At 62.4% G+C, this 19,785-nt stretch carries 19 protein-coding genes and 1 tRNA gene; 13 read left to right on the forward strand and 7 right to left on the reverse strand.

Annotated elements, in window-relative coordinates:
* Positions 1-84: 84 nt before the first annotated feature.
* The 4 genes from V4T21_RS18035 to V4T21_RS18050 all read right to left on the reverse strand — a co-directional run bounded on the left by V4T21_RS18035 (position 85) and on the right by V4T21_RS18050 (position 4,711).
* Positions 85-2,028, reverse strand: coding sequence for a DUF927 domain-containing protein (locus tag V4T21_RS18035; protein ID WP_332719499.1), 1,944 nt, complete (start codon positions 2,026-2,028; stop codon positions 85-87).
* A gap of 321 nt (positions 2,029-2,349) precedes the next feature.
* The gene (locus V4T21_RS18040) at positions 2,350-2,736 is read right to left on the reverse strand and encodes a hypothetical protein (RefSeq protein WP_332719502.1); all 387 of its coding nucleotides are present in this window, start codon (positions 2,734-2,736) and stop codon (positions 2,350-2,352) included.
* A 193-nt stretch (positions 2,737-2,929) separates the two neighbouring features.
* Positions 2,930-4,531 (reverse strand): DUF6538 domain-containing protein, encoded by a 1,602-nt coding sequence (locus tag V4T21_RS18045; protein ID WP_332719504.1) that lies wholly within the window; start codon positions 4,529-4,531, stop codon positions 2,930-2,932.
* A gap of 90 nt (positions 4,532-4,621) precedes the next feature.
* Positions 4,622-4,711, reverse strand: a tRNA-Ser gene (locus tag V4T21_RS18050).
* Between the two features lie 210 nt (positions 4,712-4,921).
* Between V4T21_RS18050 and V4T21_RS18055 the strand changes: the two genes are divergently transcribed.
* The 3 genes from V4T21_RS18055 to V4T21_RS18065 all read left to right on the forward strand — a co-directional run bounded on the left by V4T21_RS18055 (position 4,922) and on the right by V4T21_RS18065 (position 6,588).
* Positions 4,922-5,245, forward strand: a complete 324-nt coding sequence (locus V4T21_RS18055; protein WP_332719506.1) for a hypothetical protein — start codon at positions 4,922-4,924, stop codon at positions 5,243-5,245.
* Positions 5,246-5,289: 44 nt separating this feature from the next.
* A complete protein-coding gene (msrA, locus tag V4T21_RS18060; protein ID WP_332719508.1) occupies positions 5,290-5,940 on the forward strand; it encodes a peptide-methionine (S)-S-oxide reductase MsrA in 651 nt (216 codons plus the stop codon).
* A 66-nt stretch (positions 5,941-6,006) separates the two neighbouring features.
* Positions 6,007-6,588 carry a DUF2799 domain-containing protein gene (locus tag V4T21_RS18065; RefSeq protein ID WP_332719510.1) on the forward strand — a complete coding sequence of 194 codons (582 nt, stop codon included), beginning with the start codon at positions 6,007-6,009 and terminating at the stop codon, positions 6,586-6,588.
* 43 nt (positions 6,589-6,631) lie between these two features.
* On the opposite strand, the gene V4T21_RS18070 is transcribed toward V4T21_RS18065, so the two are convergent.
* The gene (locus V4T21_RS18070; protein ID WP_332719512.1) at positions 6,632-7,264 is read right to left on the reverse strand and encodes a peroxiredoxin; all 633 of its coding nucleotides are present in this window, start codon (positions 7,262-7,264) and stop codon (positions 6,632-6,634) included.
* Positions 7,265-7,439: 175 nt separating this feature from the next.
* A complete protein-coding gene (locus V4T21_RS18075; RefSeq protein WP_332719514.1) occupies positions 7,440-7,715 on the reverse strand; it encodes an Rdx family protein in 276 nt (91 codons plus the stop codon).
* A 373-nt stretch (positions 7,716-8,088) separates the two neighbouring features.
* Here V4T21_RS18075 and V4T21_RS18080 point away from each other — a divergent pair, with 373 nt between their 5' ends.
* The 10 genes from V4T21_RS18080 (at position 8,089) to V4T21_RS18125 (ending at position 18,606) form a co-directional block, all read left to right on the forward strand.
* Positions 8,089-8,601 carry a sugar transferase gene (locus V4T21_RS18080; protein WP_332719517.1) on the forward strand — a complete coding sequence of 171 codons (513 nt, stop codon included), beginning with the start codon at positions 8,089-8,091 and terminating at the stop codon, positions 8,599-8,601.
* A 65-nt stretch (positions 8,602-8,666) separates the two neighbouring features.
* On the forward strand, positions 8,667-9,620 hold the full coding sequence (locus tag V4T21_RS18085) for a sugar-binding transcriptional regulator (protein WP_332719519.1): 954 nt from the start codon (positions 8,667-8,669) through the stop codon (positions 9,618-9,620).
* Positions 9,621-9,827: 207 nt separating this feature from the next.
* On the forward strand, positions 9,828-11,141 hold the full coding sequence (locus V4T21_RS18090) for an ABC transporter substrate-binding protein (protein WP_332719521.1): 1,314 nt from the start codon (positions 9,828-9,830) through the stop codon (positions 11,139-11,141).
* 155 nt (positions 11,142-11,296) lie between these two features.
* A complete protein-coding gene (locus V4T21_RS18095) occupies positions 11,297-12,169 on the forward strand; it encodes a carbohydrate ABC transporter permease (RefSeq protein ID WP_332719523.1) in 873 nt (290 codons plus the stop codon).
* Between the two features lie 2 nt (positions 12,170-12,171).
* Complete coding sequence (locus V4T21_RS18100; RefSeq protein ID WP_332719525.1) at positions 12,172-13,002, forward strand: carbohydrate ABC transporter permease; 831 nt, start codon at positions 12,172-12,174, stop codon at positions 13,000-13,002.
* A gap of 47 nt (positions 13,003-13,049) precedes the next feature.
* The gene (locus V4T21_RS18105) at positions 13,050-14,048 is read left to right on the forward strand and encodes an ABC transporter ATP-binding protein (RefSeq protein ID WP_332719527.1); all 999 of its coding nucleotides are present in this window, start codon (positions 13,050-13,052) and stop codon (positions 14,046-14,048) included.
* 223 nt (positions 14,049-14,271) lie between these two features.
* Positions 14,272-15,747 (forward strand): mannitol dehydrogenase family protein, encoded by a 1,476-nt coding sequence (locus tag V4T21_RS18110; RefSeq protein WP_332719529.1) that lies wholly within the window; start codon positions 14,272-14,274, stop codon positions 15,745-15,747.
* Positions 15,747-16,439 (forward strand): HAD family hydrolase, encoded by a 693-nt coding sequence (locus tag V4T21_RS18115; protein WP_332719531.1) that lies wholly within the window; start codon positions 15,747-15,749, stop codon positions 16,437-16,439. The genes V4T21_RS18110 and V4T21_RS18115 overlap by 1 nt, the downstream gene beginning before the upstream one ends.
* 28 nt (positions 16,440-16,467) lie before the next feature.
* A complete protein-coding gene (locus V4T21_RS18120; RefSeq protein ID WP_332719533.1) occupies positions 16,468-18,039 on the forward strand; it encodes an FGGY-family carbohydrate kinase in 1,572 nt (523 codons plus the stop codon).
* 33 nt (positions 18,040-18,072) lie between these two features.
* Positions 18,073-18,606, forward strand: coding sequence for a dienelactone hydrolase family protein (locus V4T21_RS18125; RefSeq protein ID WP_332719535.1), 534 nt, complete (start codon positions 18,073-18,075; stop codon positions 18,604-18,606).
* 114 nt (positions 18,607-18,720) lie between these two features.
* Here the strand turns inward: V4T21_RS18125 and V4T21_RS18130 are convergent, their stop codons facing one another.
* A complete protein-coding gene (locus V4T21_RS18130; protein WP_332719537.1) occupies positions 18,721-19,722 on the reverse strand; it encodes an ABC transporter ATP-binding protein in 1,002 nt (333 codons plus the stop codon).
* Positions 19,723-19,785: the final 63 nt, after the last annotated feature.

Genomic DNA, 19,785 nt, shown 5'->3' on the forward strand with positions numbered 1-19,785 from the left:
CTCGTCAGCTTGCCGGCAGTCCCCGCACGCTGACCAGCCCGGCCAAGCCGGAAAACGCGGAGGCCCTGCCTCAGTTACACCACGCTACGGGGCACGATCGGCCGTAACCCATGCATGTGCGCAAATACCGATGCCGGCATGGCCGCTTCCCGGCCTCCACGGCAAGATCCCTTTTCGCGTCGCAAGCTCGGTGGCGGCGGCCAGAAATCCCAGATTGGCGTATACCCTTCTGACGATGCCGTCCGCCTCATCGGGGAGGTTGCTGCGGACGAAGCGCTCCTGCTCTGTGCGCAGGAATGGACGAGCCTGTTCGACATCGTTTGCTATGGCTCCGGCAAATTCAGCCGCGATGTCGCCCATGCTCTGCTCCGTCGCCTGGTTGAGGGCATCGGATAGTGCGGCGCCGTCGGCAAGGCCATGCAGGTTTTCGTATATGCCGTGGCCACGACCGGCATCGGCCGGCAGGTCGATCAGCCTCACCGCCTGCCCTTCGCGCACCTGAGGCGCCCCCGATCGTTCCGCCACCTTCTGCTCGAGGGAGATCTCGCCACTCGACAGGAAGCTCAATTTCCAATGCTCGGCTGGCCGAGCACGTCCGTAACCACTGGCCCGTTGGCGGCCCGATCCGTTTGCCAGGAGATAGGCGGCCTGAGCCGCCGCGTCAGGCCTGATCTGCGCGAGTTCGTCAAGAATCAGGCAGCGGTGATGGTGGCGGACTGCAAGAACTTCGAGGCCACTGTCCGTAGCACTCCAGGAGCGCACCTCTTTATGAGCAGGTCCATAGACGGATGCCGCAACCCGAAGCGCCGTGGTTTTGCCTAGGCTCGATAGACCGCGCAGATGCAGGCCGATGCCGAGCTGGGCATCAAAAAGACCGATCGCGATTCCGCCCAACGCGATTCCCACCGCCGCCACGAGGCGGCTGTTACCTTCTGAATACCGGCCTACCGTACGCCGCCAGAGTTCGACCCGATCAGCCGAAGTTGCTGGCGCTGTTCCGACTGATCCGGCCAGAACCGGGACACGGGACGAGCGCGGTCCGATCGTACCATCTGATTTGACATAATGCGGTCCGTGCCAGCCGGGGCGGGCCACTACGACAAGGCGCTTTTCGACCGATGTCTGCATCAGCCCGCGAACAAGATGGTCCGCATAGCCGGTGCCAAGATCGAAGCCGGCATTGATGAGGGTGCCGGCCACCTTGTTCGGGTTCTGCCAGAACAGCTGCTCCGGCACGAAAAGATGACGATCGCTACCGTCCCGGTCGCGCATAAAGATCACACGCTGCCAGCCTTGTTTGTTCTCGTCATGTGAGAGGGCAATGGCGACAACGGCACCGCCCATGCGCGACACGCATCGACCCTCCAGGCAGGCCCACAGGCCAGACGCGCGAACCGCCAGATAATCCGGCATGGCAACGCCACCAAATATGATGGCGGGATCGTCCAGCCATGAGGCTACGCCTGTGGGACCTGAGCGCACATAAAGCTCGGCCCAAGTGAGACCCGGTGCGGCCAGTCCGTAGGCAAGCCGCTCTCCGATGGGCGACGAAGCGGCCGCCACCTCGATTGAAGAAAATGCGACAACGACCGGTCTGGCGGGGCGGTCGGCCGATAGCTGGGTATGCAGCTGCAGCGCGTCGGTCGCAGACGGCACCTGGAGGACCCGCGCGTCGGTAGACGCATGAATAGCAAGCGCGTCCGCAACCGAACCCTGAACAATGATCGTCCTCGTGGGAGCATCATGCTCCAGAACGAAGCAGACATGATCTGCCACTGCGGGATAGACATCCTCGGCTCCGTGAGGATCGACAAGCCGCAGCCCGATCAGCGATCCGTTTCGGGTGGTCAGCGGCGCGACCAGATGATCGCCGATCTGGCGCAGGTGCTGCGGTGGCAGCGCGTATCGAGCCAGATACGGGTGCGCCGGATTCGCCGCATCGGCGCGCCGCCAGATGTCGGACACGTCGAGCTCGACCGTCGTCTCCGGCGCCGCGGGCAGGACAATGTTGAAGTTGGGTTCGGTCATGGACCGAAGCTGCAGCAAAGTCTGGCAAGGAACAAACGCCGGATCCAAAACCCAGGTCAGGATTTCCGACCGACAGCTTCGCAACCAGGCAGCAGATGCCAATAGGCGGTCGCTGCTGTCACGGCTTGCACACGTCCATCAGAAGGTATCGAAGCTGGCGGCAGCCCACGCTCTTTGGCTCGCCAGCAACAGATTGCGCTCAATCGCCGCTTGACACCGCTCGGGTATCACCCGGTGACATAGTGGTGATCGGCACCTACGTTACTCCATCGCACCAGGTGACTCACCTGGTGCGATGGACAGGCGTTGCGAAAGCCGATTTCAGCGTTCCCTCATTCGCCTGATTGCCGCAGCCAGAGCCGTGGAGATCTTGCGGATCTGCCCCCGCTGCCACATGGCCCGACGACGAAGAACGCCAGTGGCAAGCCGGTCCAGCGTGCTCTCCACCTGATCCCGCTCGTAGCCCGCGTTGGTCAGACTCTCGATCAAGTGGCGGCGAAAATGGGGTTCTTCTCTTCCCCGTCGCTCCAGCTGCCAGAGCACCAGATAAGTGCAGGCCTGCGCGACTGCCTGAGAGTCCGGCGCCAGGGCAAGAAGTTGTTGGCTCTTGTAGCGCGCCGTCCGCCGCCGATGGGCGGCCGCGGCCTTGGTCGACCCGACCGGCTCAGGCATCTGAAAATCAAGGATGGCCTCCGCGTCGTCTGCCATCAGACGACTTAGTTTCGCTCGCAATGTGGAGAGGTCTGAAGGGTCGGGTCCTTCGCCGTCTCCGTCTGGTTCTGGAATGTGCAAGATCCACCTCCGGTGAAAATGGTTTCAGGCCGACATGGCCGGAACAGGCGGACACTCATTCAATCCCTGGCAAGGCACAAAGGGGCGAACGCCGGCGCCGCCTCGAGTCCTAGAACTGCAGACGGTCGATCCAGGCCATCTGTTCGGCCGAAGGAACAGGGGACCCGTAGCGCCTGCTGACGTGACGCCCGCGGCTGCGCTTCTTGCTGTCATCACCATCATCAGGCTCGTGCCCCATGAATGCGTTGCGGAGCGCAGTGGGCATGCCGATCTCATCGCAGCAGGCAGCGAAGAAATGCCTTCCGGAATGCGCGACGAGGCGCGGATCGTCCGAAATCCGATCGATGTCCCGGCCGATCCTTTTCGAGAGATTCTGGCCAAAGAGCCCGTGCCGGTCAGGGGCCTCATCCGGGAAGAGCGGTGCTAACGGACCGGCCTCTTTCCGACGGCCCTCGACATATTCAGGAAAGCCCTTCTCAAGGACGATCCCTGGCAATGGCACAATCCGATACGCCGCATCGCTTTTGAGCTGGAGCATGGAACGCCGCTTCGCGCTGGTGGGATCGCCATCCGGCGTGTGCAGGAGATCGATGCACAGACGACCGTGATGTTCGCCGATATCGGAAGCGTTCAACTGTGCGAACTCGCCTATCCGCAATCCGACAAATGGGGCGACCCGCGGCCACCAGTAATCGGCAGAAACCCGGCTTTCGCGCTCACTCTGCGCGATGAGCCGGCGCACCTGATCCACGGTGAAGGGAAGGCGCTTTTCCACGTCGAGTAGGTCCTCGACATCGTCCAGAACCTGCCGGGATTTTACACCCGCAACCGGATTGCTCTTGAGTATGCCACGCTCAACCAGATGCGAGAACACACCACGCACGGCACTCAGATATTTCGCCTCGACCGTCACCGGCCCGATAGTCGGCAGTTGAACCTGACGGCACGCATTGAGGGCAATCGCTTCCCGCAGACTGTCCGTTCCCAGATGCTTGCTCGCGTCCTTAGGCATTTCATCGAGCAAATCCCGGAACTCCAGCAGATGCTCCCGAGTATAGGCATGGACCTCGAGATCCCCGATCGCCGTCGTAAATATCCGGATTTTGGTGCCAATCTCCTCCAAAGTCTTGGAGGCCACCTGCCCCGCCTTTTCCTGAAGGTAGGCCGGCAAGAACGAACTGAGCGGCCTTCGCGCCCGCGGGTCGATCTGGGCCTCTCGCAGGGCCTGTGCAATGAGATCGGCAAGATCGCCTTCGCTGGTGAGCGCCGGCTCGCCGGTCGGCGCAGCACGAGGACCGGTCGGAAGGGGTACGGTGGACGGAACGGCGACCCGGACCATCTGTTCCGGCCGTTCCGCTGCAACATTGTCATTGCCGGCCGTGCCGAGGCTTTCAAGGAGCATGCGGTATTTTGCGCGTTCTGCCCAGGCGCGTTGGTTGCGGTCGAAGTCGTCCATTATGCGATCCAGGATGGCATCAAACGCGGCGCGCACGCCGGGCGTCAGCCCCGCGTCACGCAATACCGCAAATGCTTCCTCGACCACCAAGATCAGCGTCCATGCCCTCTGCCGGGCCATCCGCTTGTTGCATGTGCGCAACGACCTGCGGATGTCCGACCGTCCAAGGCGATCGATCAGGTCCGCCGGCACCGCCTTGCGGAACCAGAAGACCGGACCTCGCCGGTGAACAAAGGATGATGCAGAACCAAGCAAGGAACAAACTCCCGTCGCTGTGACGGGATGCTGTGACAGAACCCGCTCTCTGATTCGGATTCTACCTTAGCAATTTCAATGGCTTAGGAATGGCGGAGAGAGAGGGATTCGAACCCTCGAGACGGTTCCCCGCCTACACACTTTCCAGGCGTGCGCCTTCGACCACTCGGCCATCTCTCCGTGTGCGTGAGCGATTATCCGTCTTTGCCGCCGCTGCCAAGGGGGCGCGGTGTAAAAAGGTGGATAATGTCCATATTGTCCCATTTTCCGGATCGTTTTCAGCGAGGAAACGTTCAGTGCTCAAGATTAAGCAAAACTTGCAAATCCCGTTGCGTCCGGGGCGATCGGGCGTGATAGAATGAAAGGCCTTGTCAGGCTGAGGATAGAGTGATGCGTGTGGTATTGAGAATTCTTGCGGCCGCGTTCCTGGCTCTGGCTGTCGTGCTGCTGGTCGCCGACGGCACGGCCATGCTCGCCGCCAACGCTTTCATCGCCACCCCGCTCGCCACGACGATATCCAGCCTGATGCCGGGCACGCTCGAAGCGGTCCAGGCAGCGGTTCAAGAAAATGTGCATCCCTTGCTGTGGGAGCCCACGATCACCACATTGCTGGCATGGCCCGGATGGGTGGTTATCGGCGCGATCGGTCTGGTTCTGGCCGTCCTGGGCCGGTCCCGATCGCGCAGACACATGGTCAGCATCGACCAATACTGAAGCGTCGCGCTGCCGGGCGTTCAAGCGCAATGGAGAGTTCGCGCATGACCTTTTCGCTGTTTTCCAAACCCTCTACGGTTCCCACGCCGGCCGAAGCGCTTCCGGGTCGACCTTCGGAAATGGAGGTGGCGTCCACCCATTTCGTTTCCGGCCACCCGCTCAAGGGACCATATCCCGAGGACAGCGAGACGATCTATCTCGGACTTGGCTGCTTCTGGGGCGCCGAGCGGCTGTTCTGGCAATTGCCCGGCGTTTACGTCACGGCGGTGGGCTATCAGGGCGGCATCACGCCCAATCCCAGCTATGAGGAAGTCTGCTCGGGCCGCACCGGCCACGCCGAGGCGGTGATGGTGGCCTATGAACCGGGCAAGATTTCGCTCGATACCCTTCTCAAGACGTTCTGGGAAGAACATGACCCCACCCAGGGCATGCGGCAGGGCAATGACGTGGGAACGCAGTATCGCTCGGCGATCTATACGACCTCGGACGCCCAGGCAGAGGCGGTGCGCGCCAGCCGCGACCGCTATGCCGCGGGCCTCAAGGCGGCGGGCAGGGGTGAGATCACGACCGAGATCGCACCGGCCGGTCCGTTCTATTTTGCCGAAACCTATCACCAGCAATACCTCGCCAAGAACCCCAGCGGATATTGCGGGCTTCAGGGAACGGGCGTCAGTTGCCCGATGCCTGCCCAATAGGGCGCCTTGCCAGAGGGTTGGGCACCGGCCTATTCTTTTCGCGATTTCACCCGCCTGGAGGCACGTATGTCTCGCTGGTTGCCCGTTCTTTGCGCGCTTTCGATCGGAAGCCTGCTCGGCTCATGCGCCACGCTGAGCCAGGAGCAGTGCCAGGCCGGTGACTGGCGGTCGATCGGGGTTACCGATGGCGTGGAGGGCCGGCCTGCCAGCTATGTTTCCAACCATGTCGATGCCTGCGCCGAATATGGCATCGGGCTTGACCAGCCCCTTTACCAAGCTGGTCGCGCCGAGGGCTTGCGAACCTATTGCACGCTGGAAAACGCGGCGGATGTCGGGCTGGACGGCGAGCGCTATTATGGGGTGTGCGAGGGCAATGTCGGGGTTTCCTTCGCCCGCGTTCACGCCGCCGCCGAACGTGTCTACGATCTCGAGGCGGAGTTGAATTCGATCGACAGCGATATCGACAGGCTGGCCCGGCGCTTGCGGCAGGGCGGGCTGTCGGAAGGGGAGGCGGCGGCCCTAGCGCGGGAAATCCGCTCGCTCCAGCGCGACAGCGATTCCGTGCGCCGTCAGATCAGGCTTGCCGATAACCGCCTGAGAGCGATCCAGCGCGAGGAGCAATTGCGGCTCGCGAGCGCAGGCGCGTAACAAGAAAAAGGGCCCCGGAGATGGGGCCCTTTTCGAGAAGCATTTATGCGCCGGGCTGCTTGACGATGCGCAGATAGGGGCGCACCTCGTTCCAACCATCGGGGAATTTTTCCTTGGCGGCTTCGTTGGAAACCGCCGGGACGATGATCACGTCCTCGCCGTTCTTCCAGTTGACCGGGGTCGCCACCTGATGCTTGGCGGTCAGTTGCAGGCTGTCGATCACGCGCAGGATTTCATCGAAATTGCGGCCGGTCGAAGCGGGATATTCGAGCTTGAGCTTGACCTTCTTGTCCGGACCGATGAGGAAGACCGAGCGCACGGTCAGCGTATCGCTGGCATTGGGGTGGATCATGTCGTACTGGCGGGCGATGGTGCCGTCATCGGCGATCAGCGGGAAATTGAGGGCAGACCCTTGGGTTTCCTCGATGTCCTTGGCCCAACCGGCGTGGTCTTCGATCTTGTCGACCGAAAGCCCCAGCACCTTGACGCCGCGTTTATCGAATTCGGGCTTGAGCTTGGCGGTGTAACCCAGCTCGGTCGTGCAGACCGGGGTGTAGTTCTTGGGGTGCGAAAAGAGCACGGCCCACTGGCCGTCGATATAATCGTGGAAGCGGATTTCGCCTTCGGTGGTCTGGGCGGTAAAGTCGGGGGCGGTATCTCCGATGAGAATGGCCATCTCTACTCTTCTCCTGTGATCGTGTGCACTCCATTTGGAGAGCGCTGAATTCATGGGGACAATATCGGGCCGTCGGGGCCTAGGGTAAAGCGTGTTCGTGGGAAACGTTTTGGCGAAATCGCGCGCCCTTTGGCATGGCGTTCCGGTGCTTTGCCCTTAAGCGCGACGAACGCCTTCATCTGTCGATATGACCCAGATCGCGGTCCGGGTCGATGAGATCGCGTACCGCCCGCTTGAGGGTCTTGATGTCGGGGAATCCGCCGTCGCGTTTGCGCTCCCAGATCAGCGTTTCGGCGGCACGGATTTCGAAGATGCCGCCGGTGCCGGGCACCAGCGTGACCGCCGCCAACTCGGTTCCGAAAGTCGAAAGCAGCTCCTGGGTCATCCAGGCCGAGCGGAGCAGCCAATTGCATTGGGTGCAATAGGTAATGGTGATCGTGGGAAGGGCCATGTCGTGCGTTCCGATTTTGCCTTCAATCTAAGCCGATTGGCGGCGGCGGTCAGGGGGCTGTGGACAAATGCGATAGGTGCGCAGGAGAGGTCGAGGGTTGAATTTAAAATATCGTAAGATTCTCAATGGCTTAAAAATATTGTGGAGTGACGATGCGATGTTGTGGAAAACCGTATAATGGACTATATCGCTGTCAGGACAAATTCAGGCAAGTAACTGAAATTTAACAATTAAGTTGTCTCAAAATTGATCCGGTTCCCGACCGTTTTTCTCCTTAAGCATATCGACCCGGTTGGGCGTGGCCATTTGCGCCAATTGTGCAATAGTTCCCTCGTTTTAGGAGTAACGTCTCGCCAAGGGGGCAGCGAAGGCGATGGTTGAGGATATCTCGCGGTCCAAGCCGCGCGCGCGGCAAATGCCGCTTTCCGACAGTGTGGAGTTCGAGACGCGCGGGCGTGCCGCGACGATAACGTCGGCGCGCCGGCTGCAACTGACGATAAAGCGTTTCATCGATATCGGCTTTGCTCTTGCGGCGCTGTTTGCCCTGTGGATGCCGATTCTCGGGCTGTGCATCGCCTTTCGCCGCACGCTGGTTTCGGTCCCCACGCGGGGACGCCGCGGCAGGATGTTCGGGCGGCTCAATTTCGTCTTTTCGAAGGGGTCTGCGGGCCGTTTCATGATGGAGAACGGGCTGGACCGGCTGCCCGAACTGTTCAATCTGCTCAGGGGCGATATTTCGTTGGTGGGACCGGCGCTTGGGTCTGGTCCGGGGGTTTCCATGCGGCCCGGCTTGATTGGCCTGACAGGGGGCGGGTATGCTGACGATTTCTCGCTTGTCGGCGACCTTCGTATCCTGGCTTCGGTGGTTCTGAACCGACGGCATTGAGCTTACCATTCTTTTCTTCCACCCTGATTGGAGTATATCTCTGGGCTCCAACAGGGGGATAAGATTTGCCGCCGCGCTCCGATACCACGCGCAACAAGCTCGATGACGCCGCCCGGGCGGGTTGGCTCTATTACGTTGCCGGCAATACGCAGGACGAGATCGCGGCCAAACTCGGGGTCTCACGCCAGAGCGCGCAACGGCTTGTTTCCCTTGCCATTTCCGAAAAGCTGATCAAGGTGCGGCTCGATCATCCGATCGCCGACTGCCTGGAGCTGGGCGCCCGGCTCAAGGACAGGTTTTCGCTGCGCTTCGTCGAAATCGTTCCCTCCGATCCCGGACACCCCGACTCCACGCTCGGCGTCGCCGACGCTACGGCATTGGAAATAGAGAAGATTTTGTCTTCGCCCAGCCCGGTCGTCATGGGGATCGGGACGGGGCGAACCCTCAAGGCGGCGGTCGAGATGCTGCCGGCAATGGATTGCCCGCAGCACAAGATCGTTTCGCTCACCGGCAACATCGCCCCGGACGGGTCGGCAGCCTATTACAACGTGATCTTTTCGATCGCCGACAAGGTAAAAGCACCAAGTTTTCCAATGCCTTTGCCAGTGATCGCGGTTTCCGAGCGCGACAAGAACCTGCTGCACAGCCAGGTGGGAATCGAGAAAAACCTGGCGCTGGCCTCTGAAGCCGGCGTGTGGTTTGTGGGGGTAGGCGATCTGGGGCCGAACGCGCCGCTTTACGAGGATGGATTCGTGACCAAGGCTGAGCTCAAGGCTCTGCAGAAGGCCGGGGCGGTGGGGGAAATGATCGGCTGGGTCTTTGATTCCAAGGGGGAATTCGTCTCTGGCATGACCAATGACCGCGTGGCGTCGGCGCCGCTGCCGTCTAGGGAAAAGACGCTGATCGTGGCCGCGGCGCGGGGCGCCAACAAGGTCGAGGCCATGCGGGCGGCGCTGGGGCGCGGGCTGATCAATGGGCTGATCACCGACGAGGACACAGCCCGAAACCTCTTGGCATAACCGTCCATATACGGGTCGAGATCGGGGAATATGCAGACAAGTCTCGAGCCTATGCGGCGTTTACTGCCGCCCTAACGCCAGATCGCCTTTTCGCAGTGAGCAATTTCCCAACCTCTGGGCAAAAGGGGTTGACATTTTGTCGCAATAGGTGAGTAATTGCCCATGCATATAGCAAATGCTCATATGGGTATCTGGGAGGATTATCACATGAAGTTTCGCTCGATCATCATCGGGTCGGTGTCGCTGCTTGCCGTAACGGCAGGCGCGCAGGCCCAGTCCCTGACCATCGCTACAGTCAACAATGGCGACATGATCCGCATGCAGGGTCTGTCGGACCGGTTCACTGAGGAAACCGGCATCGCGCTCGAATGGGTGACGCTCGAAGAGAACGTCCTGCGCCAGCGCGTCACCACCGATATCGCCACCGGCGGCGGCCAATATGATGTCATGACGATCGGCGCTTACGAGACCCCGATCTGGGCAGCGCAGGGCTGGCTCGCCCCGCTCGACGCTCTGGGCGAGGACTATAACGCCGACGATCTGATCCCCGCCGTGCGCGAGGCGCTTTCGGTCGATGGCGTCCAATACGCGTCTCCCTTCTATGCGGAGAGCGCCATGATCATGTACCGCACCGATCTTTTCGAGGCCGCCGGGCTCGAAATGCCCGAAGTCCCGACCTGGGAATTCATCGGCGAAGCGGCGCGCGCCATCAACGATCCGGCCAACGAGGTCTACGGCATCTGCCTGCGCGGCAAGGCCGGTTGGGGCGAGAACATGGCGTTCATCACCGCCCTCTCGAACTCCATGGGCGGCCGTTGGTTCGACGAGAACTGGGAGCCCCAGTTCGAGAGCCCGGAATGGAATGAGGCGCTGACCTATTACGTTGATCTGATGACCGAAGCTGGCCCTCCGGGCGCTTCGTCGAACGGGTTCAACGAAAATCTCGCGCTGTTCCAGCAGGGCCGTTGCGGCATGTGGATGGACGCAACGGTCGCGGCCTCCTTCGTCTCCAACCCCGAGGACAGCCAGGTGGCCGATAGTGTGGGCTATGCGCTGTTCCCGACCAATGGGGAGTTCGACAACCATGGCAATTGGCTGTGGGTATGGTCGCTGGCCATCCCTTCATCAAGCCAGAACGTCGATGAAGCCAAGCAGTTCATCGAATGGGCAACCTCGGGAAGCTATCTCGAAATGGTTGCCGAGGAAGAGGGCTGGGCCAATGTGCCTCCGGGAACGCGGACTTCGCTCTACCAGAACCCCCAATATACCGAAGCCGCGCCCTTTGCCGAAATGACGCTGGGCGCGATCGAAGCGGCAAACACCACCAATTCCTCGGTGCAGGACGTGCCCTATGCCGGCGGCCAGTTCGTGGCGATCCCCGAATTCCAGGGCATCGGCACGGCGGTGGGCCAGATATTCTCGGCGGCGCTGGCCGGGCAGACCCCCGTCGATCAGGCGCTCCAGCAGGCCCAGCAGATGACCCGCATGGAGATGGAACGCTCAGGGTATTACAACCAATAAGGCTCCTCCCAGGCCGGCGCGGGTGGGGGCTCTCCGCGCCGGTTTTTTTTAGGGGCGCTCGCCTCCATGGACGCCGGGAATAAATCCCGGGGTGACAAGCGGGGGATAAGGCGCGGCAGGCGTTGGAGCCGGCGGGACTAAGGGGAGAAATCACGATGGCAACGCTACAGACCCAGACCGCTGCGCGGTTCATGATGGCGCCGGCTGTGCTGTTGCTGCTCGCCTGGATGATCGTGCCGCTGTCGATGACGCTGTGGTTCTCGTTCCAGCGCTACAATCTTCTGATGCCGGGGATGGAATATTTCACCGGTTTCGACAATTACCGCTATTTCTTCGCCAACCCCAATTTCTGGGCGGCGCTGACCAATACGCTGGTCCTCGTCGGCGGGGTGCTGGCGATCACCCTGATCGGCGGCACGCTGCTCGCGCTGCTGCTCGACCAACCGATCGTCGGGCAGGGTATCGTGCGGCTTCTGGTAATCGCGCCGTTTTTCGTGATGCCCACGGTTTCCGCGCTGGTCTGGAAGAACATGCTCATGCATCCGGTCAACGGGTTCTTCGCCTGGCTGGCGCGGGTGTTCGGGCTCCAGCCCATCGACTGGTTCGCGCAGGTGCCGCTTCTGAGCGTCATCATCATCGTCGCCTGGCAATGGCTGCCCTTTGCGACGCTGATCATCCTGACCGCGCTGCAATCGCTCGACGAGGAGCAGCGCGAAGCCGCCGAGATGGATGGGGCCGGGGCGCTGCCGATGTTTTTCTACATCATCCTGCCCCATCTGGCGCGCGCGCTGACGGTGGTGATGCTGATCGAAACCATCTTCCTGCTTTCGATCTTCGCTGAAATCCTCGTCACCACCAATGGCGGGCCGGGGACGGCAACGACCAATCTCACCTTCCTCATCTACATGCAGTCGCTGCTGCAATTCGATGTGGGGTTGGCCTCGGCCGGCGGCATCGTGGCGGTGATCCTCGCCAATATCGTCGCGATCTTCCTGTTGCGGATCGTCGGCCGGAATTTGGAGACGTAACGATGGCCCGCGCAGTTTCCACCCGCCGCAAGGTTGTTGTCTCCATCGTCGCCTGGGCGATCGGGCTGGTGATCTTCTTTCCCATCCTCTGGACGATTTTGACGAGCTTCAAATCCGAGGGCGAGGCGATCTCCATTCCGCCCAGCTTCCTGTTCTTCGATTGGACGCTGGAAAACTACGAGACTGTGCAGTCGCGCTCTAACTATTTTCGCCATTTCACCAATTCGGTGATCTCGGCGGTGGGATCGACGCTGCTGGGCTTGCTGATCGCCGTGCCCGCAGCCTGGGCGATGGCGTTTTCGCCCACCAAACGCACCAAGGACGTGTTGATGTGGATGCTCTCCACCAAGATGCTGCCGGCGGTGGGCGTGTTGGTACCGATCTACTTGATCTTCCGCGATTTGCGGTTGCTCGACAGCCATATCGGGCTGATCGTGGTTTTGACCATGATCAATTTGCCGATCATCATCTGGATGCTGTTCACCTATTTCAAGGAAATCCCCGTCGATATCCTCGAGGCGGCGCGTATGGACGGGGCCAATCTGCGCCAGGAGGTGATCCATGTGCTCACCCCCATGGCGGTGCCCGGCATCGCCTCGACGCTGTTGCTCAACATCATCCTCGCCTGGAACGAGGCGTTCTGGACGCTGAATCTGACGACCACCAACGCGGCGCCGCTCACCACCTTCATTGCGTCCTACTCGTCGCCCGAGGGGCTGTTCTGGGCCAAGCTTTCCGCCGCCTCGACGCTGGCCATCGCGCCGATCCTCATCATGGGCTGGTTCAGCCAGAAGCAGTTGGTGCGCGGGCTGACGTTCGGCGCGGTCAAGTAACATGGAGCGGTTCGCGACCGCGACCAGCATATAAGGGAGGGCCGGAAATGGGGTCCATCACACTCAAGAACGTCGAGAAGAGCTTTGGCGGGGTCAACGTCATCCCCGACATTTCCCTCGATATCGAGGACGGGCAGTTCGTGGTGTTCGTCGGTCCCTCGGGGTGCGGGAAATCGACTTTGCTGCGGCTGATCGCGGGGCTCGAGGATGTGAGCGGGGGGACGATCGCCATCGATGGGACCGACGTGACCCGCGCCGCGCCGGCCCAGCGCAAGCTCTCGATGGTGTTCCAATCCTACGCGCTCTATCCGCATATGAGCGTGCGCGGCAATATCGCCTTTCCGTTGAAGATGGAGGGGGCGAGCAAGGAGACCATCGACCAGGCGGTGAGCAATGCTGCCTCGATCCTCAACTTGACCGATTATCTCGACCGCAAGCCGCGCCAGCTTTCCGGCGGACAACGCCAGCGCGTCGCCATCGGCCGGGCCATCGTGCGCCAGCCCAAGGCGTTCCTGTTCGACGAGCCTTTGAGCAATCTCGACGCGGCGTTGCGGGTGGCGATGCGGCTGGAGATTTCCGAGCTGCACAACAAGCTCAAGACCACGATGATCTATGTGACCCACGATCAGGTGGAAGCCATGACCATGGCCGACAAGATCGTGGTGCTCAATGCCGGGCGGATCGAACAATACGGCTCGCCGCTGGAGCTTTATTCCAAGCCGGCCAATAAATTCGTCGCCGGGTTCATCGGGTCCCCGAAGATGAATTTCATCGACGGGGCCGAGGCGGAAAGACACGGGGCGGCGACCATCGGGGTGCGGCCCGAGCATCTGAACGTTTCCGCCGAGGATGGGGTTTGGCGCGGGGTGGTCGGGGTGTCCGAGCATCTCGGGTCCGATACGTTCCTGCACGTCAACGTGGATGGAGTGGGGACGCTCACCGCGCGGGCTTCGGGCGACGTGCCGTTCGGGCACGGAGAGACGGTGGGGCTGAGCCCGGCGGAGGGGCGGATCTATCGGTTCGATGCCGGGGGGCAGGCGGTGTGATGAAGGGGATCGGTACTGGCGATGGTGGCCGTGGAAGCGCTGCGCACCCCTCATCCGACCGCTTCGCGGCCCCCTTCTCCCTCAAGGAGAGAAGGGTAGCTCGCTGCAGCGCTTGTGCAAGGGTTTCGGGGCTTGCCCGAGGAGCCCCCTCTCCCCTTGAGGGAGAGGGCCGGGTGAGGGGTGCGCAGAGGTTGCGTAATTCCCCAGTTTTCAGGATACCAAGATGAGCATCAAACTCACCGTTAAGGCTCTGTCCACCTTGCCCGCTTCGGTTGCGGTGCCGCGCTATCGCCATGAGAACCTCTCCCCCGGCATCGTCCATTTCGGGGTGGGCAATTTCCATCGCGCGCATCAGGCGGTCTATCTCGACGATCTGTTCAATCTCGGTCGCGACCATGACTGGGCCATTGTGGGCGCGGGGGTGCGGCAGACCGACGGCGAGATGAAAACGATACTCGCGGGACAGGATTATCTTTCGACGGTGATCGAGCAGGAGGCGGGCGGAACGAGTGCGCGGGTGACCGCCCCGATGGTCGATTTTCTCGATCCGGGCGACGGGGCAGCGATTATCGAAACGCTCGCCGATCCGAAAATCCGGATCGTCTCGCTGACCATCACCGAGGGCGGATATTATCTCGACGCGCATGGGCATTTCAATTCGGCCCATCCCGAGATCGTCGCCGATGCGGCGGCTCCGGAGGCGCCCAGAACCGTGTTCGGACTGATCCTTGCCGGGCTCAAGGCGCGGCGGGAGAAAGGGATCGCACCCTTTACGGTGATGTGCTGCGACAACATCCCCCACAATGGCGTGGTGACCATGAACGCGGTGGCGGGGTTGGCCGATCTGATCGACCCCGAACTGGCCGGATGGGTGCGCGCCGAGGTGGCGTTCCCCAATGGCATGGTCGACCGGATCACGCCGGCGACCTCCGATCGCGAGCGCGAGTTCGTGGCGAGCCAATATGGCATCGCCGATGGCTGGCCGGTGTTTTGCGAAACGTTCAAGCAATGGGTGCTGGAGGACAATTTCCCTGCCGGGCGGCCGGCGCTGGAAGAGGTCGGGGTGACCTTCGTCTCCGACGTGTCGCCCTGGGAGCTGATGAAGATCAGAATCTTGAACGGCGGGCACGCGGCGATTGCCTACCCCTCGGCGCTGATGGATATCCATTTCGTCCATGAGGCGATGGAGCATCCCCTGGTCGCGGCGTATCTGGAAAAGCTCACGCTCGAGGAGATCATCCCCGTGGTGCCGCCGGTGCCCGATACCGATCTTGATGGATATCGCCGGCTGATCGCCGAGCGGTTCGCCAACCCCAAGATCGGGGACACGGTGCAGCGGCTGTGCCTCGACGGGTCCAACCGACAGCCTAAATTCGTGTTGCCATCGGTCGCCGACCGGCTGGCGGAAGGCGCGGGGGTGACCGGTTTGGCGCTGGTTTCGGCGTTCTGGTGCCGCTATTGCTATGGGGTGACGGATACGGGCGCGCGGATCGCACCCAACGATCCCAATTGGGACCGGCTGCAGGCCGCCGCGATTGCGGCCAAGGATGATCCGGAAGCGTTTCTCGCCATGAAGGACATCTTCGGGGCGGCGAGGGAGCATCCCGATTATGTGGCCGCCTTTTCTCACGCGCTGCGCACGATATGGGAATTGGGCACGCGCGAGATGCTGACGCGCTATATCGAGAACCGTCTCTGATGGCGGGTTTCGAACCGGAACTCGTCATCTTCGATTGCGACGGGGTGCTTGTCGATTCAGAACCCATCGCCATCGACGTGCTGATCGAGACGGTGGCGGCGCGGGGCGTGACCATCGGGCGCGACGCGGCCTATCGCGATTTCCTCGGACGGACGCTCAAGACGGTTTCGGCGGCGCTTTGGACCGATTATGGCGTCGTGATGGACGAGGCGGCGCTGGCCGACATGCGCCACAGGCTTTATGCGCGCTACGAGGGTGCGTTAAAGCCCATGCCGGGGGTGATCGATATGCTCGGCCGGCTCGATAGTCCGGCCTGCGTGGCGTCGTCGAGCGTCTATGAGCGGATCGAGGTGAGCCTGAAACGCACGGGGCTTTATGAGCGGTTCTTCCCGCACATCTATTCGGCGGCCATGGTCCCGCGCGGCAAACCGGCGCCGGACCTCTTTTTGCACGCGGCGCGGGAGATGGGGGTTCAGCCGGGCCGGTGCCTGGTGATCGAGGACAGCCCCGCCGGGGTCGCTGCGGCCAAGGCGGCTGGGATGGCGGTTATCGCCTTTACCGGCGGCGGGCATGTGGGACCGGCCCGGCTGGAAGCGCAATTGCAGGCTCTGGAGCCTGATGCGATTTTGGGCGATATGCAGATGCTGCCCAATCTTTTAAGATCGCTCCGAGAACGCCAAAAGCGCGCCTGAGCGCGCGACAGAACGCTCGGGGGAGTTCATGTCAGCCCTTCTGGTTGCCGTCGATGTCGGCACGACGAGCGCCCGTGCCGGTGTGATGACGGCGACGGGCGCTCTGCTGGCGCGCGCGCAGGCCCCAATCGCCATTAGGCGTGAAGGGGCCGAGCGGGGCGAGCACGATTCGGACGATATCTGGCGGGCCGTGTGCAAGGCGGTACGCGATGCCGTCGTCGAGGCGGGCGCCGATCCGGCAGAGATCAAGGGCATCGGCTTTGCCGCCACCTGCTCGCTGGTGGTGCCCGACGGCGAGGGCGCGGCGGGGTGGGACACCATCGCCTGGTTCGATCACCGGGCGATCGCCGAGGCCGAGGAGATCAACGCGACGGGCCATCGCGTGCTCGAATTTTCCGGCGGGGCGCTCTCGCCGGAGATGGAAATCCCCAAGCTCCTCTGGCTCAAGCGCAACAGGCCCGAGCTGTGGGCGCGGGCGGGAATGATGTTCGACCTCGCCGATTTCCTGAGCTGGAAGGCGTCGGGAGCGACGGTGCGCAGCCAATCGACGCTGACGGGAAAATGGTGCTTTCTCGCCCATGAGGACGAGGGCTGGCCGTGCGGTTTTCTGGACTCGATCGGGCTAGAGGATGTGCTGGAGCGCGCCGGGCTGCCGCAGCGGGCGACGCCGGTTGGGGCCGCCGCGGGTACGCTCACCCAGGGGGCGGCGGAGGAGTTGGGGCTTTCGACCGGGGTCGTGGTGACCACGGGAATGGTCGATGCCCATGCCGGGGCACTGGGACTGTTGGGCGGGCTGGCCCAAGGAGAAGCCGACCGGCATCTGGGGCTGATCGCGGGCACGTCGAGCGCCGTGGTGGCGCTGGCGCCCGAGCCGCGTCCGATGCGGGGGATATGGGGTCCCTATCATGGAGCGGTGCTGCCGGGGGTGTGGTTTTCCGAGGGCGGGCAATCGGCGTCCGGGGCGGCGCTCGATTGGCTTTTGGCGATGCACCCGGACGGCAAGCAGACCCATGACGCGATGATCGCGCGGATCGAGGCGTTGCGCGAGAGCGAGCCTGATCTGGCGCCTCGGCTGAACGTATTACCCGATTTCCATGGCAACCGTTCCCCGCTCGCCGATCCGCGGGCGCTCGGTGTGGTGTCGGGGATGACGCTCGATGGCTCGCTCGATGGGCTGGCGCGGCTTTATTGGCGGACCATGGTGGGGCTGGCGCTGGGGGTGCGCCATATTCTCGAAACGCTCAACTCCAAGGGTTTTGGCATCGATACGCTGCATGTGGCGGGCGGGCATGCGCGCAACCGGCTGCTCGTGGAACTCTATGCCGATGTGACCGGATGCCGGGTGCATAGGCTTTCTGATGGCGATGCGATGCTGCTGGGGGTAGCCATGGCGGCGGCGAGCGCTGCGGGGATTTATCGCGACCTGCCGCAAGCGGCGCGGGCGATGCGCAACGGCTCGGTGGTGCGCGAGCCCGACAAGGCCACGCGGGCGCGCTATGACCGGGACTATACCGTATTCCTGCGTATGCAGGCGCACTGGGCCGAACTCGAGACAATGGCCGGCGCGGGTTTGGAACGCATCGGCGGGGGCGGGGCTTGACGGGGTGAACCCACTGGCGAGGGAACCGATCGGATGGCTCATATCGTTCTTTTTCATTCCGTCCTCGGGCTGCGGCCTATTGAAGGGGAGTTCGCCGCCGTGTTCGAGGCGGACGGGCATGTCGTCACATTGCCCGACCTCTATGGGGGCAAGGCCGCCGACGATTACGACGCGGGGTTCGCGCTTCGTGACGAAGTGGGCGATGCGGTGATCGACGCGCGGGCGGAAGCGGCGATGAAGGCCGTGCCCGAGGATGCGGTGCTGGCCGGGGTGTCGTTCGGGACCGTGTTTATCAGTCGGTTCTGTGCGCGCCGCCCGGAAGCGGCGGGGTTGCTGTTTTATGCCGGGGTTGCGCCATGGGAGGCGGCGCCACGGGCGAAGCTACCAGTATCGGCGCATTGTTCGACGACGAGGCGTATTTCGCCGATTGGGTGGCTACGGCCGGGAAGGCGCGGGTCGAGATGCACCGCTATGCCGGGGTGGGGCATTATTTCCTCGATCCGTCGCTGGACGATTACGACGAGGCGGCGGCGCGGCTGTGCCTGGATCGCTCGCGGGCGTTTTTGAAGGGGTTGTAGGGGCTGGGCCACACTTCTGGCGAAGTGCGTGGAGGCATGGAACCTCGGGTCAAGCCCGAGGACGACGAAGTGGGGATTGCCGACGGTGAAGGTGAATTAGGGGCTAGCGGATGGCGTTTCCCTCGGCGTCGAACAGATGCTGCTTGGCCTTGTCGAAGGTGACGAACACCGTTGCGCCGGGGGCGAAATAGTGTTCGCCGAAGAGACGGGCGGTGAGGAGGCCGATCTTGTCGTTGGAGAGATAGAGATTGGTGTCGGCGCCCAATTGTTCGATATGGACGACTTCGCACGACAATTCGCCCGAGGTTTCCGAGACGGCGATGTGCTCGGGGCGGATGCCGACGGTTTTCGCCGATTTTTCGCCAAGGGCGGCGGCGTCGAGGACATTCATCTGCGGACTGCCGATAAAGCCGGCGACGAAGAGGTTAGCGGGGCGGTTGTAGAGCTCCATGGGGGTGCCTATCTGCTCGATGCAGCCGGCGTTCATCACCACAATCTTGTCGGCCAGCGTCATGGCCTCTACCTGATCGTGGGTGACATAGACCATGGTGGCGGAAAGCTCGCGGTGCAGGCGGGCGATCTCGAGGCGGGTATTGACGCGAAGCGCGGCGTCGAGATTGGAGAGTGGTTCGTCGAAGAGAAACAGCTTGGGCTTGCGCACCACGGCGCGGCCGATGGCGACGCGCTGGCGCTGGCCGCCGGACAGTTCGGCGGGGCGGCGGTCGAGCAGGGGATCGAGGCCGAGCATTTTGGAGGCGACGCCGACGCGGTCCTCGATTTCCGATTTGGCGGCGCCCTCCTGCTTCATGGCGAGCGACATGTTGCCCTTGACGGTCAGGTGCGGATAGAGCGCGTAGGATTGGAACACCATGGCGATGCCGCGCTTGGCGGGCGGGGTGGCGTTAACCACCTTGCCAGCGATTTCGACGGTGCCCGAGGTGGCGTCCTCAAGCCCGGCGATGATGCGCAGCAACGTGGATTTCCCGCACCCCGAAGGGCCGACGAAGATCACGAACTCGCCGTCCTCGACCGAAAGATCGATGCCGTGCAGGACGTCGGTGGAGCCGAAGGTTTTCTTGATGGATTTGAGTTCGAGGGCGGTCATTCAGCGTGTCCTCTTATAAAAGTTGTCGCCCTTGGCGCCCCCTCATCCGCCCTTTCGGGGCAC

It is taken from the genome of Pelagibacterium mangrovi, assembly GCF_036662815.1.
Lineage (GTDB): Bacteria > Pseudomonadota > Alphaproteobacteria > Rhizobiales > Devosiaceae > Pelagibacterium > Pelagibacterium mangrovi.